The sequence below is a fragment of the Janthinobacterium sp. LM6 genome, assembly GCF_002002885.1.
Classification (GTDB): domain Bacteria; phylum Pseudomonadota; class Gammaproteobacteria; order Burkholderiales; family Burkholderiaceae_D; genus Janthinobacterium; species Janthinobacterium kumbetense.
This window is the reverse complement of sequence record NZ_CP019510.1, coordinates 4,308,655-4,324,510: the sequence shown is the minus strand read 5'-3', so window position 1 is coordinate 4,324,510 and position 15,856 is coordinate 4,308,655. Positions and strand designations below refer to the sequence as shown.

The window sequence follows — 15,856 nt, the reverse complement described above, 5'->3', positions numbered from 1 at the left end:
CCGTTATAGCGATGTGATCAGGCGGGCGCCGCAGGCGGTGGCATCGCCGTCATAGGCGTACGGCTTGCCCATGTGTTTTGCGCCGGCGCCGTCGGGCGTGATCGGGAAGCTGCCCTTGCACTTGGGGCAGAAGGTCATGTCATCGGCCAGCGCCGCCGTCTTTCCCATGACGGTGCTGCCCGACGATGCGCTGGTGACCTTGCCGCCGTGATCGGTTGCGTCTCCGAGCCGGATGACGCCGCGTCCCGCATGTTTCATGCTTGCCTCGCTTTCCAGGGATGAACTGCTCAAGCCAGCTGCAGCAAATAACGCACTTCGGCGCCGCGCACCTTGCCTTGCGCCGTCTGCAAGAACGCCGTCCAGCCGAGGCGCCGCCTTTCTGACGGGTTGGCGCTCAGGAGCAGGGGGGTAATGCATGGCGGACTCAGTATCAGCCGCACTTCATATTGCAAATCAGGTACGCCAAACAGCGCCAGCATCTTTGCCAGTGCCGCCGCGCCTGCGCTGCGCGGCAGGAAGCGTTGCAGGCCGGCGGGATCCAGCGGGCCGATATGCAGGCAGACGCGCATGTCCTGGCGCCACAGCCGCAGTCCCACGGTTGCGCCGCGCGCCAGCGTAAAGTTGGCACTGCCCAGCAGGCTGCGCCGGTTTTTTTCCAGATAGTCCCAGCCGCCGACAAATTGTTGCAGGGCGACGGGGACGCCGCAGTACTCGGCCAGCACGGGACCGATCGCCTGCGCGGAGACGGGGCGGCAGCGCAGCAGGCCCGCGTACCAGGCCGCCACGTCCTGCGTCACGGCATCGGGTTCGGCGCTCGGCGGCAGCGCATCGCGCTGGACGCCGGCCAGTGCCGTCAGCAATGGCCGTTGTGCATCTCTTGCCCGGGTCTGGAGCGTGGATTCCAGTCGATACTTTTCCCACGCCTGGTAATACAGCGCTACCATGCGGTGCGAAAAGATATCGAGGAAGGCCGAGACGCCGGCGTCCTTGCCCGACAAGCGGCAGGCGGCGATGCGTTCCGAGTGATGCAAGGGCAAGGTGCCGCCGACGCCCAGAAAACGCATGAACGTAGGTGTCACGGTCAGTTGTTCATTCTCGTCGAGTGAAAGCCGTTCGATTTCACTGGCCGGAAAATTCAACGACAGGCTGTTCTTGAAGCGCAATACCTGGCTGAAGGCTTGCGCATGGGACACGTTCTGCTGACGTAGCCAGCACAGCAGAATACGCACCGCCTGCACGAATTGGTAGCGGTACGGCTCGGCGAGCAAGTGTTGCATTACACCAGATTCTGCAGTCCGCTTCTTGGCTTGCATCGGATCAGTTCCTCTCCGTTTTGCATTGACAGCACTACCAGTTCGATGAAACTGTTGATTTGCACATACAGGCCAAGGAAGTGATCGATCACTTGCACAAACAGGTGCATGCCGCTGCCGATAAAGGCTTCCTCGTCCAGCGTGATGCGCACTTCCACGCCGTGCGCCAGCGCGGTGCCGCGCCTGTGCCGCAGCCATGTCGTGGTCGGCGCGTGCGCCAGGGCGACGATGCCGCCGATCTGGCGCTGCGAGGTGGCCGATTGGGACAGGTCATACAGCGTCAGCATTTCGCGCAGCGCCGGCAGGCCTTCCTGGACCAGCGCGTGATGATTCAGCGCCAGGTGGGAAATCAGGCGCCAGTGCAAGCCCGCACCAGGGGAAAAGCGTCGCGGCTGGCTCGGGCGCCGCAGCAATCGCAGTGCGGGTCCGCCGGCGCATGGCTGCAGGTCGCCGTGCGGCTGGCCGTATTTGAGTGACAGCGGGAGATCGCGGTTGCTGCAGGTCAGCGACAGCGACAGGCTGGCCTTTTCATGGATCAGGGGATTGAAGTCGCTGTCGACCAGCGTGATTTTCTTTTCGTGGCCAGGACTTTTGATGGCCAACGCCGTATCGTGGCGCATGACCCAGTAATGGCCTTGTTGCGCCGTGCCCTCGCCATGGCGCAGGCTGTACAGGGGGCGAAATTCGCTCAGCGTGCTTTCGCTGCCGCATTGGCGCAGCAAACGTACCGCATCGACGGAGACGACTTCGTAGCCATGGGCATGGGTGGCATGGGCCAGCACGGAATAGTCGGTTTTCTGCCGGGTGATGGAAATCGGCACGCCTTCCTGACGGAAGAGATTGACCGCCGGACTGCAGCCCAGCCTTAAGTTTTCGCTGGAAATACTGGACAACATGCGCGCCGCAGCGGAATCGGGCCGCAAACCGGCCATGCACAGATGCAGTGTAAAGCGCTGGCAAGCAGGCGGCAGGGCCGCACTCAGCGTCGCGATATCGATGTCAAAGAAGTTGAATTTTTCCGGATACGCAAAATACTCGCTCAGGATGCGGTAGGCCGGCTGCGAACGGGCACCGAAAGGTATCAAGGCATCCGTGTCGCCGAAGCCGACCGGCGTCACAGGCAAGGCGGGCAAGGCTATCCATTGCGCCGCGTCGGTCGACACAAAAGCGCAGATGGTCTGCATGAACAAGGCATCGCGCAAGGCGGCGGAAAAAGAAGCTTCGCCATCGATGAAAACGCGCAGCGATGCGGGCGCCGCATCGAGATGCCGGATGCCGATGTTCAGCGAGGAACTGGTCGATGCCGGCAGGCGCACGCCCGGCGGCGCCTTGATCATCGCATCGAAAACGGCGCTGTCCAGTACCGATGCTCCGGTCGTCATGTCGTACACCGTCTTGAAGCGGCAGCGCACGCCGCGCACGGGCGTTGCATCCATTTCACTGCCGGCCGGCAGGTGCAATACGCCCGCTCCAGCTGCTGGGGTGGACTGGCACACGATGGTGCAGGATGGAAAGGGGCGCAGATAATGGGGGAACAGGGCTTCGAACAAGGCTTCGGTAAATTGCGGATAGTCGTCATCGAGCCGTTTCGAGATGCGTGCCGCCAGCATGGCAACCGATTCGATCAAGTGTTCCACGTGCGGGTCTTCGCACGACTCGCCGGACATGTGCAATTTGCCGGCGATTCTCGGATAGCGTTCGGCAAACTCGCGGCAATGTCGCCGCAGCATCACCAACTCGCGTTCGAAATACGGCAGCAAGTCCTCCATCTCTCTTTTCCTGTGTCTTTGCAGCGGAATGGCCAGTATCCGAGCGTTTGCTCCAAGGTAAATTGCGTTTGCGCAAATAATTGAACAGGGTTGCTGCGCAACATCAAGGACGTTCAAACTGATGACCTCAGACTGGCAAGGCAGCAGGATTCCAACGGTCAACATGGAGAACGCAATGACTTTGCCATCCAAATTACTTTGGTCCGAGGGGCTGGCCATCGGTCCCCAGCAATTCCAGCAGCTGGACCGCTACCATGAAGCGCGCCTGCAGCGCCTGGCCTCACTCATTAATCCGCATTTGTGGGGCGTGCATGGCGTCAGCTGGAATGCGGATGCACTGGCCAACAATAGCCTGCGGGCGGATGCCATGTCGCTCGTCTTTCAGGATGGAGAACTGTTTGAAGCGCCGCTGGGCGATGTATTGCCCAGTGCGGTTGACCTGTCCAAGCTGCCTTCCGGCGAACATAGTTTTACGTTCTATGCCGCGCTGCCCATGTTGCAGGCACATGGCGGCAATTTGCATTCTGCGGGTGCGCGCTATGTCCAGGCGGATATCGAAACCCCGGATCTGTTCAGCGAGGCAGTCAGCATAGACGTGGCTTACCTGAAGAAACGCGTGTACCTGCTGTCGCAACTGGACCCCCTGCATGATTATCTTGCCATCCCGGTGATCCGCTTGTATCGCGCTGGCAACGGCAGCTTTGAAATCGATGCCTCCTTCATTCCGCCTGGCCTGAGCATCAGTGCTGATTCCTCGCTGCAGAAACTGCTCGAGTCACTGATCGACCGCATGGGCGCGAAAATTGAGGCGCTGTACAGCCGCCACCGCCAGCCCGGTAACAATACGGTTGAATTTCATGGCGGGGATATTTCCTCGTTCTGGATGCTCAATACCTTGAGCACGGCCAGCGCCACGCTCAGTCATTGCGCCAGTTACCGGCGCCACCATCCCGTGTATCTGTTTGAAAAATTGATGGCGTTGGCCGGCGGCTTGATGACATTTTCGAAAAAATACGCGCTGAGCGACTTGCCGGCATATTGTCACGATGACGCCGCTCCCGGTTTCGGCAAGCTCGACGGCATCATTCGCGACCTGATCGATACCGTGCTCCTGTCGCGCTACTTCCCGATTGCGCTGTCCAATGACACGCAACAAAATACCCACTATCACGGCTTGCTCGATGCCAAGCGGATTGACCGTCAGACCGAACTCTGTCTTGCGGTGAACGCCGATATGCCGGCGCTGGAACTGGTCGCCACGGTGCCGTTGCAGTTCAAGATTTCATCTCCGGACAATATCGACCTATTACTGGGCCGGGCACTTCCGGGTGCCGAGTTGCGCCATATGGCCCAGGTTCCTGCCGAGGTGCCAGTACGGCCCAATACGTATTACTTTTCGATCGATAACAAGGGCAGTATTTATGACAGCATGATCAAGGCCCAGGCGATTGCGATTTATGTGCCGTCTGGCATAAAAGGGTTGAAGCTGGAATTGTTCGGTATCAGCGGCACCGCCGCGTAACGATGGTCGGCATTACGCGAAGGTGTATTGTCAAAAGATTGCCCTAAGGAATAGACTTGCCCCTGCAGTTGACGTTATCATGTTTTTGTAAGTGTCGGTGGCTGAGCAGTCAGCGCATAGTTGAAACATGGTGACAGGCGGGGGTGAGCATGGGCATGGCGAAGGATGCGTGAGGTGCCTGGCGGCGGGCTGGGCAGGGCAGCGGTGCGCCGCTGTAGCTGCGCATTGCTGCTGGTATTCTGTGTTGCCGCGGCCCCTGCCGCCGTGCCGGCCGGGACGCCGGCCACGGCGGCCCCGCACCAGGGACAGCGCGTGCTGTTTCTCAACGCTTACGATTACGGCCGTGCCGGCGTGGAATCGTACACGCGCACTTATGTGGCCGCCATGGCCGCCGCGGGCCTGGCCAGTGAAGACATCATGGTCGAGCACCTGAACCTGAATACCCAGGGCGACCCGGCGCTGCGTAATGAGATGCGTGATTTGTTGCTTTTAAGATACACCAAGATGATGGGCCGCAAGGCCGACCTGATCATCGCCATGCAGCAGCCGGCGCTCGATTTGTTGCTGTCGGACCTGGCGCCGCTGGCGCGCGGCGTGCCCGTGCTGGCGATTAACACCTCGGGCAAGGCCTTGCCGGCCGGCAGCCCGTCTTCCATCTGGCAGCAAAAGGCGAACGTCGATTTTGCCGGCACGCTGGCACAAGCCATGGCGCTGTTCCCGGAGACCAAAACCATCGTCATGGCCGTCGGCGCCAGCGAGGCCGACCAGGCCCTGAAGCGCAACATGCAGCAGGCGGCGCAGGCGTGGCAGGGCAAGGTGGCCATGCGCTACCTCGATGATCTGACCCTGGCGCAGATGCGCGCGGCCGTGGCGCACCTGCCCGCCGATACCTTGCTGGTGGCGGGCAATGTCAACCGCGACGTGGACGGCGCCATCGCCACGCCCGTGCAGTTTGCCGCCCAGCTGGCGCGGCTGGCGAACGTGCCCGCGTTCGGCATGTACAACACGAACGTGGGCAAGGGTATCCTCGGCGGCTCCATCCTGCACATCGAAGGGGCCGCGCAGCAGGTGGCGCAGATGTCGCTGGCCGTGTTGGCCGGCAAGGCGCCTGCCGCGCCGGGCGCCTTGCTGCCGCCGGTCCGCCCGGTGCCCATGTATGACTGGGAACAGCTGCAGCGCTGGGATGCGGACTTCAGCCGGCTGCCGCCGCACACCCTGTTCTTCAACCGCCCGCCACAGCTGTGGCACGAACACCGCGTCGCCGTGCTGTCGGCCGGCGCCGTGTTTCTCGCCATGGCGTGCATGCTGAGCGCCTTGCTGCTGCAGCGCCGCCGCCTGCGCCGCGCCGAGAGCGATGCGCGCGAAAGCGAGCAGCGCTTCCGCATCCTCGTCGAGCATGCGCCCGAAGCCATCGTCGTGTATGACCTGGACCTGGACCGCTTCATCGACGCCAACAGCAGCGCGCAGCGCATGCTGGGGATGTCGCGCGAAGCGCTGCTGGCGCGCGGGCCGTTCGACCTGTACACTGGCGAGCAGCCTGATGGCCTGCCGCTGGGACTGATGATGGAAGAGCATCTGCGCCGCGCCATGCTGGGGGAACCCATCCTGGTCGAGCGCAATGTGCGGCGCGCCGACGGCAGCATCTTTCCCTGCGAAGTGCGGCTGGTGCGCCTGCCGATGGAAGGGCGGCGCCTGGTGCGCAGCGGCATCGTCGACATTTCCGAGCGCAAGCACAGCGAGCAGGAATTGCTCGGCTACCGCGACCACCTGGAGGAACTGGTGCAGCAGCGCACGGCGGCCCTGTCGGTGGCCGTCACCGAGGCCGAATCGGCGAACCGCGCGAAAAGCGTCTTCCTGGCCAACATGAGCCACGAATTGCGCACGCCCTTGAATTCCGTGATCGGCTTTTCGCAGATGATGGCCGATTCGAGCAGCATGATCGAGGAAGAAAAGCATAACCTGGCCATCATCAACCGCGCCGGCCATCATTTGCTGACCTTGATCAACGATATCCTGGAATTGTCGAAAATCGAGGCGGGCCGCATGCAGCTGCAAGCGGGGCCCGTGGACTTGAACGGCTTGCTCGACGAGGTGCTCGAGATGGTGCGCATGCGCTCCGGCGATCAGGGCATCGCGCTGCGGCTGGAGCGTTCCGGCGTGCCGCCGCTGGTGCGCCTCGACGGCGCCAAGCTGCGCCAGGTGCTGCTCAATTTGCTGTCGAACGCGCTCAAGTTCATCGAGCAGGGCAGCGTGACCCTGTCGCTGGCTTGCCAGGCAGACAAGGATGGGCAAGTGGCGCTGGCGTTTGCCGTGCGCGACACGGGCAGCGGCATTGCGCAAGAGGACCTGGAACGCATCTTCGAACCGTTCGTGCAGGCCGACAGCGCCGTGGCGCAGGCCGGCACGGGGCTGGGGCTGACCATTTCGCGCGAATTCGTGCGCCTGATGGGCGGCGAGCTGCGCGTCGAGTCGACCTTGGGGGCCGGCTCCGTGTTCCACTTCGACTTGCGCGCGCCCGGCGTGCAGTGCCCTGCCGCCGCACCGCTGGCGCCGGGCCGCGTGGCGCGCCTGCCGGCGGGCCAGCGCGGGCGCACGGTGCTGCTGGTCGACGATGACGACAACTGCCGCAAGCTGCTGGCCGGCTTGCTGGCGCCGCTGGGCTTCCAGCTGCAGGAGGCGGCGGGCGGCGCGCAGGCGCAAGCCATGCTGGCGGCGCAGCGCTACGACATCGTGCTCAGCGACTGGCGCATGCCGGACATGGACGGCCTGGCGCTGACGCGCTGGCTGCGCGCGCAGCCGGCGCTGGTGCAGCCGCGCCTGGTGATCATGACCGCCTCCGCCTTCGAGGAAGAAAAGCAGGAGGCGCTGGCGGCCGGCGCCGACGGCTTCCTGCGCAAGCCGATCGAGCAGGAGCACCTGTTCGCCATGCTGGAGCAGCAACTGGGCGTGCGCTTCCAGCGCACCGCCGCCGCGCCGCCGCGCGTGCCGGCGGCCGCCTTCGACCTGCAGCAGGCGCTGGGCCAATTGGGCGCGGCCGAACGGCAGGCGCTGCTCGAATCCGTGCGGGCCCTCGATTTGCGGCGCAGCGCCATCGTGCTGGCCGGCGTGGCGACCAGCCTGCCGCAGCTGGCCGCGCACATCGCCGCCATGCTGGAACAGCACCAGTACCAGCCGCTGTGCGCCTTGCTGGCGCAGCTGGCCAGCGAACCGCAGGGCGAAGACGCATGACGGTTCACGCATCCAAGGGCGCGCGCCTGGGCGGCGTCTCCATCGTGCTGGCCGTCAGCGTGGCGCTGACCTTTGTCGTCACCGCGCTGCTGCTGGTGTTTGCCGTGCTGTTTTACCAGTCCGAACGCGAGCAGCGCTGGCAGCAGCTGCACCGCAGCCTGGCCGTGAGCGCCGACCAGCTGGCCGTGGCCATCGAACTGCCCTTGTGGAATCTCGATGAAAAGCAGATGCAGGCCATCATGCGCAGCACGCTGGGCAAGCGCGACCTGGTGGCCAGCTCCCTGACGCCGGGCATCGGCAAGGAAGCGCTGGTCCTGCGCCGCACCGCGGCCGGCGCCATCGGCAGTTTCTCCTCGCTGTCCGCGGAACCCGGCTGGCTGGTGCAGCGGCGCCCCGTGACGATGGGCGGGCAAGTCATCGGCAACGTGGCCGTGTACGCGACGCCGGCCCTGCTGCACGCGCAGCTGCGGCAGCGCGCGCTGGGCATCGGCGCCATGATCGTGGCGCTCGACGTGATCCTGGTGGCCAGCATCTGGCTGCTGATGTGGTGTCTGATGCTCAAGCCCCTGAAGGCGATCGGCCAGTATGCGGCCGGCGTCCAGGCAGGGCAGAGCGAAGCGGCCGGCACGCCGCCGAAAGCGTGGTTCCTGGGCGAGCTGCGCACGCTGTACCGTTCCATCCGCGACATGGTGGCGCTGCTCGACAGCCGCTACCGCGCCTTGCAGCGCAGCGAGGAGCGCGTGCAGATGGCCACCGGCGCGGCCAGCATCGGCATCTGGGACTGGAACGTCATCAACGATGCCTTGCAGTGGGACGAGCAGATGTATGCGCAGTTCAAGGCCGATGCGGACAGCACGATGGCGCCGGCGGCGATCTGGCGCGCGGCGCTGGTGCCGGACGACGTGTCGGCCGCCAAGCAGGCCCTGCGCGCCGCGCTGAGCGCCGGCCAGGCCTTTACGCACGAGTACCGCATCCTGTGGCCCGATGGCGCCATCCGCTACATCAAGGCCGACGCCGTGATCTTCCGCGACGGGCAGGGGCGGCCCATGCGCCTGGTGGGTTCGAACTACGACATCACGGCGCACCGCGAGGCCGAACTGGAACTGCTGCGCCACCGCCATCACCTGGAAGAACTGGTGGCCGAGCGCACGAGCGCCCTGTCGGTGGCCGTCAGCCAGGCGCAGGCGGCGAACCGCGCCAAGAGCACCTTCCTGGCGAACATGAGCCACGAACTGCGCACGCCCTTGAATTCCGTGATCGGCTTTTCGCGCCTGATGGCCGCCTCGCCCAACATGCAGGACGATGAAAAGCGCAACCTGGCCATCATCCACCGCTCCGGCAATCATTTATTGACGTTGATCAATGAAATCCTCGAACTGTCGAAGGGCGAGGCGGGGCGCCTGCACGCGCAGACGGCCGTGGTGGCGCTGGCGCCGCTGCTGCAGGAAGTGATGGACATGCTGGGCATGCGCGCCGAGCAGCAGGGGCTGGCCTTGCGCCTCGATTGCGCCGACGTGCCGGCGGCCGTGCTGCTCGACGCGACGCGTTTGCGCCAGGTGTTGCTGAACCTGATGTCGAACGCCGTCAAGTTTGCCGGCGGCGGCGAGGTCGCCTTGCGCGTGCGCGGCGAGCGGCGCAAGGGCGGGCAATGGATGCTGTCGTTCGCCGTCAGCGACACGGGCATCGGCATCGCCCCGGAAGACCAGCAGCGCATCTTCGAGCCTTTCGTGCAGGCCGACAGCGCGGGACCGAAGGATGGCACGGGCCTGGGCCTGGCCATCTCGCGCGAATTCGTGCAATTGATGAAAGGCGAACTGACGCTGGAATCCGTGCCGGGGCAGGGCGCCACCTTCCGTTTCAGCATACCCGCGCAGGCGGCCGAGGCGCCCGTGGCGGCGCCCGTGCCGCTGCCCGTGGCGCCGGCGCCCGAGGCGCCGCCGGCGCTGCGGGCGCAGGACTTGCTGCTGCTGGCCGGGGAAGAGCGCGCCGCCCTGCTGGTGGCGCTGCGCGAATTGAACCTGGCCAGGGTGGCGCTGCTGCTGGGCGCCTTGCCGCCGGCGGCCGCGCCCGTGCTGGCGCCGCTGCAGGCGATGCTTGACCAGCATCAATACCGTCAGCTGTGCGACTTGCTGGAGAATGAGGGCGCGCTGGCGCACGCTTGAAAAGTGTGGGCTGACAACATCGGATTCGCTGAAAAGACGGACTAAGTGCCGCCGATGGATGGTGCTAAATTGCAATAAAGATTATGATGATAGTACGTAGTTCATCGCAAAGAAATGTCTTGTCCAGCGCGGCAACGGATCGCCGCGCCTCATCCAAAGCTGAGAGAACTGCTACATGCACCGCGATTTTTCGGAAGTGAATTCGAAGGGCGAAGTACTGATCGTTGAAGATACGCCGGCTTCGCTGAAGCTGTTGAGCGATTTGCTGGGCGGCGCCGGCTATGCGGTGCGCCAGGCGCCGAACGGCGAACTGGCCCTGTGGACGGCCCAGGCGCGCCCGCCCGAGCTGATCCTGCTCGACGTGCGCATGCCCGGCCTCGACGGCTTTGAAGTGTGCCGCCGCCTGAAGGAGATACCGTCCCTGCGCCAGGTGCCGGTGATCTTCCTGTCGGCCCAGTACGATACGGACGACAAGGTGCGCGGCTTCGCGCTGGGCGCCGTCGATTTCATTGCCAAACCCTTCCAGGCCGAGGAAATCCTGGCCCGCACGGACGCCCACGTGCGCCTGGCACGCGCGCAGCTGCAGCTGGCGCAGGAGCGCGCCAACCTGGAACGGCGCGTGGCCGAACGCACGGCCGAACTGGAGCAGGTGGCCAGTACGCTGGCGCGCGAAGTGCAGATCCGCCGCGCCAATGAAGAATTGCTGCGCCTGTCGGGCCAGGTCTTCGAAGCGACGCAGGACGCCATCCTGATCACCGATCCGGCCGGCGTCATCGTCACGGCCAATCCCGCCTTTACGCGCATCACCGGCTACGCGGCGCAGGAAGTGGTGGGCACGGACATCCTGCGCCTGCACGCCGAATACACGGGCGAGGCGGTGCTGCTGGCCCTGCGCCAGGGCTTGCGCAGCAGCGGCTGCTGGTCGGGCGAGGTGCAGACGCGGCGCAGGAGCGGCGACACCTATCCCTGCCTGCTCAGCGTCTCCACCGTGCACGGCCCCGACGGCGCCGTCGTCAACTACATCGGCGTCTTCCTCGACATCAGCGAGCGCAAGGCCGAGCAGCATCTGATCGATTTCCTCTCCTACCACGACGCGCTGACGGGCTTGCCGAACCGCGTGCTGCTGCGCGAGCGCTTCGAACAGGCGCGCGCGAACGCCCTGCGCGACGGCCAGCAAGTGGTGCTGATGTGCCTGGACCTGGACCGTTTCAAGAACATCAACGATTCGCACGGCCAGGCCGTGGGCGACAAGGCGCTGCAAGTGGTGGCGCGTTTCCTGTCCGGCTGCGTGCGCGAAGGCGACACGGTGGTGCGCCAGGGCGGCGACGAATTCCAGATCCTGCTGCAGGACGATGCCCTGCTGGGACGCACGCTTGCGCTGGCGCAAACCATCCTGGCCGGCTTGCGCGAGGAACTCAGCGTCGATGGCGAGCGCCTGGCGCTGACGACCAGCATCGGCATCGCCATGTGCCCGGCCGACGGCGACAGTCTCGACGACGTGCTGCGCCACGCCGACACGGCCCTCGTGCGCGCCAAGGAAATGGGGCGCGACCATTACGCCTTTTTCACGGAGCGCATGGGCAGCGATATCCGCGCCCGCCTGGCGATGCAGCAGCAGCTGCGCGGCGCCATCGGCCGCGATGAATTCGAAGTGCACTACCAGCCGCAGATGTGCTTGCGCACGGGCGCCTTGCTGGGCGCGGAAGCCTTGCTGCGCTGGGATAACCCGGTGCTGGGCAAGGTGCCGCCCGGCCTGTTCATCGCGCTGGCCGAGGAATATGGCTCGATCACGGCCATCGGCGAATGGGTGCTCGAAAGCGTCTGCGCGCAAATCCGCGCCTGGCACGACGCGGGCCTGGGCAGCATCAAGGTGGCCGTCAACCTGTCCGGCAAGCAGTTCGCGCAAGACCGCACGGTGCCGTTCGTCGAGGCGGCCTTGCGCAAATACGCCATCGCGCCCGCCTGCCTGGGCATCGAAATCACGGAAAGCACGGTGATGGGCGACCCGGACAAGGCGGTGGCGGCCCTGACGCGCCTGAAGGACATCGGCGTGGGCATTTCGCTCGACGACTTCGGCACCGGTTATTCCAGCCTCGGCTACCTGAAACGCTTCCCCATCGACGTGCTGAAGATCGACAAATCGTTCGTTGACGACGTCACCACCAGCAGCAGCGATGCGGCCATCGCCCGTTCCGTCATCTCGCTGGCGCACAACCTGGACATGCGCGTCATCGCCGAAGGCGTGGAAACGCGCGCACAGGTGGATTTTTTGACGGAACACGGCTGCGACGAAATGCAGGGCTATTATTTCAGCCGCCCCCTGGCCGCGGAAGCCTTCACGGCGCTGCTGCGCGAACGGCGCGTGCTGACGGTGGCGCCGGCATGCGTGTCGGCATAAGCACACCCCGCGCCGCGCCTGCACTATAACTGCACTGATATGGTGCGGGCGCCGCAATGCGGTGCATGATTCTCACGTTTCTTCCCTCTGACGCTGGCATGCATCCTGCTTTGTAGATCGTTATTTACACGATTGCAGTGCATGCCAGACAGCTCACATTTCGCAACGCCTTCTGCCGCCAGCGCGCACAGCGCCTGGCAGGCGCATTTGCGTCTGGGCTTTGCGCTGCACGATGGCGTCAGCCGCCTCGTCGAGCGCGCGCACAGCGGGCCCCTGCGCGTGCAAAAGGCGCTGTATCCGGAAGGCGCAGCCGTCTGCCACGCCATCATCATCCATCCGCCCGGCGGCGTGGTGGGCGGCGACCAGCTGGCCGTCGACGCCACGGTGGGCGAGGGCGCGCACGCCTTGCTCACGTCGCCGGGCGCCGCCAAGTGGTACCGCGCGAACGGCCATGTCTCGGGCCAGCACCTCGTGCTGCGCGCCGGCAGCGGCGCCGCCATCGAGTGGCTGCCGCAGGAAAGCATCTTTTTCGACCAGGCTTGCGTGCGCCTGCGCCACGAGGTGGAGCTGGCGCCGGACGCCGGCTACATCGGCTGCGACATCGTCTGCCTGGGCCGCGGCGCCTCGGGCGAAATTTTCAATGAAGGCAGCATCAGCCAGCAGGTGCAGATTCGCCGCGGCGGCAAGCTGCTGTGGTGGGAGCAGGGCGTGCTGGCCGCCGGCGGCGCCCTGATGGCCAGCCCGCTGGGACTGGGGGGGCACACGGTGTGCGCCACCCTGATCGCCGTCGGCATGCCCGTTTCTCCCGCCGTGCTGGCGGCCGTGCGCGACATCGCCGTGCCGGCCGGCGCCGCGTTTGGCGCCACGCACATGAAAGCGCTGGTGGTGGTGCGCCTGCTGTGCGGCGACAGCGAGGCGGCGCGCCGCGTCATGCTGGCCGCCTGGCAGCTGCTGCGTCCCGCCATGCTGGGACGCGACGCCGTCGTGCCCCGCATCTGGAACACTTAATCAGGAAAGAAGCGCAAGGAAAACCATGGACCTGACTCCCCGCGAAAAAGACAAGCTGCTCATTTTTACGGCTGCGCTGCTGGCCGAACGGCGCCTGGCGCGCGGTTTGAAGCTCAATTATCCGGAAGCGGTGGCCCTGATCAGCGCCGCCATCATGGAAGGGGCGCGCGATGGCAGGTCGGTGGCGCAGCTGATGTCGGACGGTACGAAGATACTTTCGCGCGCCGATGTCATGGACGGCATCGCCGAGATGATCCCCGATATCCAGGTGGAAGCGACCTTTCCCGATGGCAGCAAGCTGGTGACCGTGCACCACCCGATACCGTAGTTTTTCGAGCGGCCAGGGCGCCACCCGCGCCGTGGCTGTTTTTGCGCCGGCGACCGGCCGGCAAGCATAACGCGATCTTTGAAGGAGCCCCTCATGACCCCAGGCGAATACAAATTGGAAGAAGGCGAAATCAGCCTGAATGCGGGCCGCGCCACGGCTACCGTAGTGGTGGCCAACCGGGGCGACCGGCCGATCCAGGTGGGCTCGCACTTTCACTTTTTCGAAGTCAACCCGGCGCTGGCCTTCGAGCGCTGGCGCGCCTACGGCATGCGGCTGAATATCACGGCCGGCACGGCCGTGCGCTTCGAGCCGGGCCAGCAGCGTACGGTGGAACTGGTGGCGCTGGCGGGTGAACGCAAGGTCTACGGCTTCAATGGCGCAGTGATGGGCGATTTGCAAGACACACCACCGGGAAAGGATTGAGATGGCCAGCATTCCCCGCAGCGCGTATGCCGAAATGTTCGGCCCCACCAAGGGCGACCGCATCCGCCTGGCAGACACGGAACTGTTCATCGAGATCGAGCATGACTATGCGATCTACGGCGAAGAGGTGAAATTCGGCGGCGGTAAAGTCATTCGCGACGGCATGGGCCAGTCGCAGCGCTGCGCGGCCGAGGTGATGGACACCGTCATCACGAATGCCGTCATCCTCGACCACTGGGGCATCGTGAAGGCGGATATCGGCCTGAAAAACGGCGTGATTTTCGGCATCGGCAAGGCGGGCAACCCGGACATCCAGCCCGGCGTCACGCTCGCCATCGGCGGCGCCACCGAGATCATCGCCGGCGAAGGCATGATCGTCACGGCCGGCGGCGTCGACACGCATATCCACTTCATCTGCCCGCAGCAGATCGAGGAAGCGCTGATGAGCGGCGTGACCACCATGCTCGGTGGCGGCACGGGGCCGGCCGTGGGCACGGCTGCCACCACCTGCACGCCGGGACCGTGGCATCTGCACGCCATGCTGGCGGCCGCCGACGCTTTTCCCATGAACCTGGGCTTCATGGGCAAGGGTAACGTCAGCTTGCCGCTGCCGCTGGAAGAGCAGGTGCGCGCGGGCGCCATCGGCTTGAAACTGCACGAAGACTGGGGCAGCACGCCGGCCGCCATCGACAATTGCCTGTCGGTGGCCGACCGCATGGATATCCAGGTGGCGCTGCACAGCGATACCCTCAACGAGGGCGGCTTCCTGGAGCACACCCTGGCCGCCTTCAAGGACCGCACCATCCACACGTTTCACACGGAAGGGGCGGGCGGCGGCCATGCGCCCGACATCATCGCCGCCGTCGGGCAAGCCAACGTGCTTCCCTCGTCGACCAACCCCACGCGCCCGTTCACCGTCAACACGCTCGACGAGCACCTGGATATGCTGATGGTGTGCCACCACCTGGACCCGGCCATTGCCGAAGACGTGGCGTTCGCCGAGTCGCGCATCCGCCGCGAAACCATCGCCGCGGAAGACATCCTGCACGATATCGGCGCCATCTCGATGATGTCGTCCGACTCGCAAGCCATGGGGCGGGTCGGCGAAGTGATCATGCGCACCTGGCAGACGGCGCACAAGATGAAGGTGCAGCGGGGAGCGCTGGCGCCCGACACGGCGCGCAGCGACAATTTCCGCGCCAAGCGCTATATCGCCAAGTACACGATCAACCCCGCCATCACGCACGGGATTTCGCACGTGGTGGGCTCGATCGAGGCGGGCAAGATTGCCGACATCGTGCTGTGGAAGCCAGCCTTCTTCGGCGTCAAACCGTCGATGATCTTAAAAGGCGGCATGATCGCGGCCGCGCAGATGGGCGACCCGAACGCCTCGATTCCCACGCCCCAGCCCGTGCACTACCGCATGATGTTCGGCGCCTTCGGCGGCGGCCTGAAAAAGTCGTTTACGTTTGTCTCGCAGGCGGCCTACGAGCTCGATATCGGCCACCAGCTCAAACTCAATAAATCCGTCATCGCCGTGAAGAACATGCGCGGCTTGCGCAAGCACGACATGGTCCACAACAGCGCCACGCCGCACATGGAAGTGGACCCGGAAACCTATGCCGTGCGTGCCGACGGCCAGCTGCTCGTGTGCGAGGCTGCCGCCGTGCTGCCCATGGCGCAGCGCTATTTTCTATTTTAGGCA

At 64.9% G+C, this 15,856-nt stretch carries 11 protein-coding genes; 8 read left to right on the top strand and 3 right to left on the bottom strand.

The genetic code is table 11. The features are described from left to right. Positions 1-3 precede the first annotated feature (3 nt). From BZG29_RS18985 to tssF, 3 genes are read right to left on the bottom strand one after another with little or no spacing between them, the layout of a single operon-like run. A complete protein-coding gene (locus tag BZG29_RS18985) occupies positions 4-258 on the bottom strand; it encodes a PAAR domain-containing protein (protein ID WP_070219429.1) in 255 nt (84 codons plus the stop codon). Positions 259-287: 29 nt separating this feature from the next. Further along, positions 288-1,277: a type VI secretion system baseplate subunit TssG gene (gene tssG, locus BZG29_RS18980; protein ID WP_171985057.1), complete on the bottom strand. Its 990-nt coding sequence runs from the start codon at positions 1,275-1,277 to the stop codon at positions 288-290. Then, complete coding sequence (gene tssF / locus BZG29_RS18975; RefSeq protein WP_077406276.1) at positions 1,277-3,082, bottom strand: type VI secretion system baseplate subunit TssF; 1,806 nt, start codon at positions 3,080-3,082, stop codon at positions 1,277-1,279. Before tssF ends, tssG begins: the two co-directional genes overlap by 1 nt. A gap of 121 nt (positions 3,083-3,203) precedes the next feature. Here tssF and tssK point away from each other — a divergent pair, with 121 nt between their 5' ends. The 8 genes from tssK to ureC all read left to right on the top strand — a co-directional run bounded on the left by tssK (position 3,204) and on the right by ureC (position 15,853). Further along, positions 3,204-4,604 carry a type VI secretion system baseplate subunit TssK gene (tssK, locus tag BZG29_RS18970; RefSeq protein ID WP_366928659.1) on the top strand — a complete coding sequence of 467 codons (1,401 nt, stop codon included), beginning with the start codon at positions 3,204-3,206 and terminating at the stop codon, positions 4,602-4,604. 225 nt (positions 4,605-4,829) lie between these two features. Beyond that, positions 4,830-7,832, top strand: a complete 3,003-nt coding sequence (locus BZG29_RS18965; protein ID WP_150131000.1) for a PAS domain-containing hybrid sensor histidine kinase/response regulator — start codon at positions 4,830-4,832, stop codon at positions 7,830-7,832. Further along, on the top strand, positions 7,829-9,994 hold the full coding sequence (locus tag BZG29_RS18960; RefSeq protein ID WP_077406267.1) for an ATP-binding protein: 2,166 nt from the start codon (positions 7,829-7,831) through the stop codon (positions 9,992-9,994). Before BZG29_RS18965 ends, BZG29_RS18960 begins: the two co-directional genes overlap by 4 nt. Before the next feature lie 175 nt (positions 9,995-10,169). After that, positions 10,170-12,392 (top strand): GGDEF domain-containing response regulator, encoded by a 2,223-nt coding sequence (locus tag BZG29_RS18955; RefSeq protein ID WP_077406264.1) that lies wholly within the window; start codon positions 10,170-10,172, stop codon positions 12,390-12,392. Between the two features lie 141 nt (positions 12,393-12,533). After that, complete coding sequence (locus tag BZG29_RS18950) at positions 12,534-13,400, top strand: urease accessory protein UreD (RefSeq protein WP_171985056.1); 867 nt, start codon at positions 12,534-12,536, stop codon at positions 13,398-13,400. Between the two features lie 25 nt (positions 13,401-13,425). Continuing rightward, the gene (locus tag BZG29_RS18945) at positions 13,426-13,728 is read left to right on the top strand and encodes an urease subunit gamma (protein ID WP_077406261.1); all 303 of its coding nucleotides are present in this window, start codon (positions 13,426-13,428) and stop codon (positions 13,726-13,728) included. 93 nt (positions 13,729-13,821) lie between these two features. Beyond that, positions 13,822-14,151, top strand: coding sequence for an urease subunit beta (locus BZG29_RS18940; RefSeq protein WP_071076649.1), 330 nt, complete (start codon positions 13,822-13,824; stop codon positions 14,149-14,151). Between the two features lies 1 nt (position 14,152). Then, complete coding sequence (gene ureC, locus BZG29_RS18935) at positions 14,153-15,853, top strand: urease subunit alpha (RefSeq protein ID WP_077406258.1); 1,701 nt, start codon at positions 14,153-14,155, stop codon at positions 15,851-15,853. Positions 15,854-15,856: the final 3 nt, after the last annotated feature.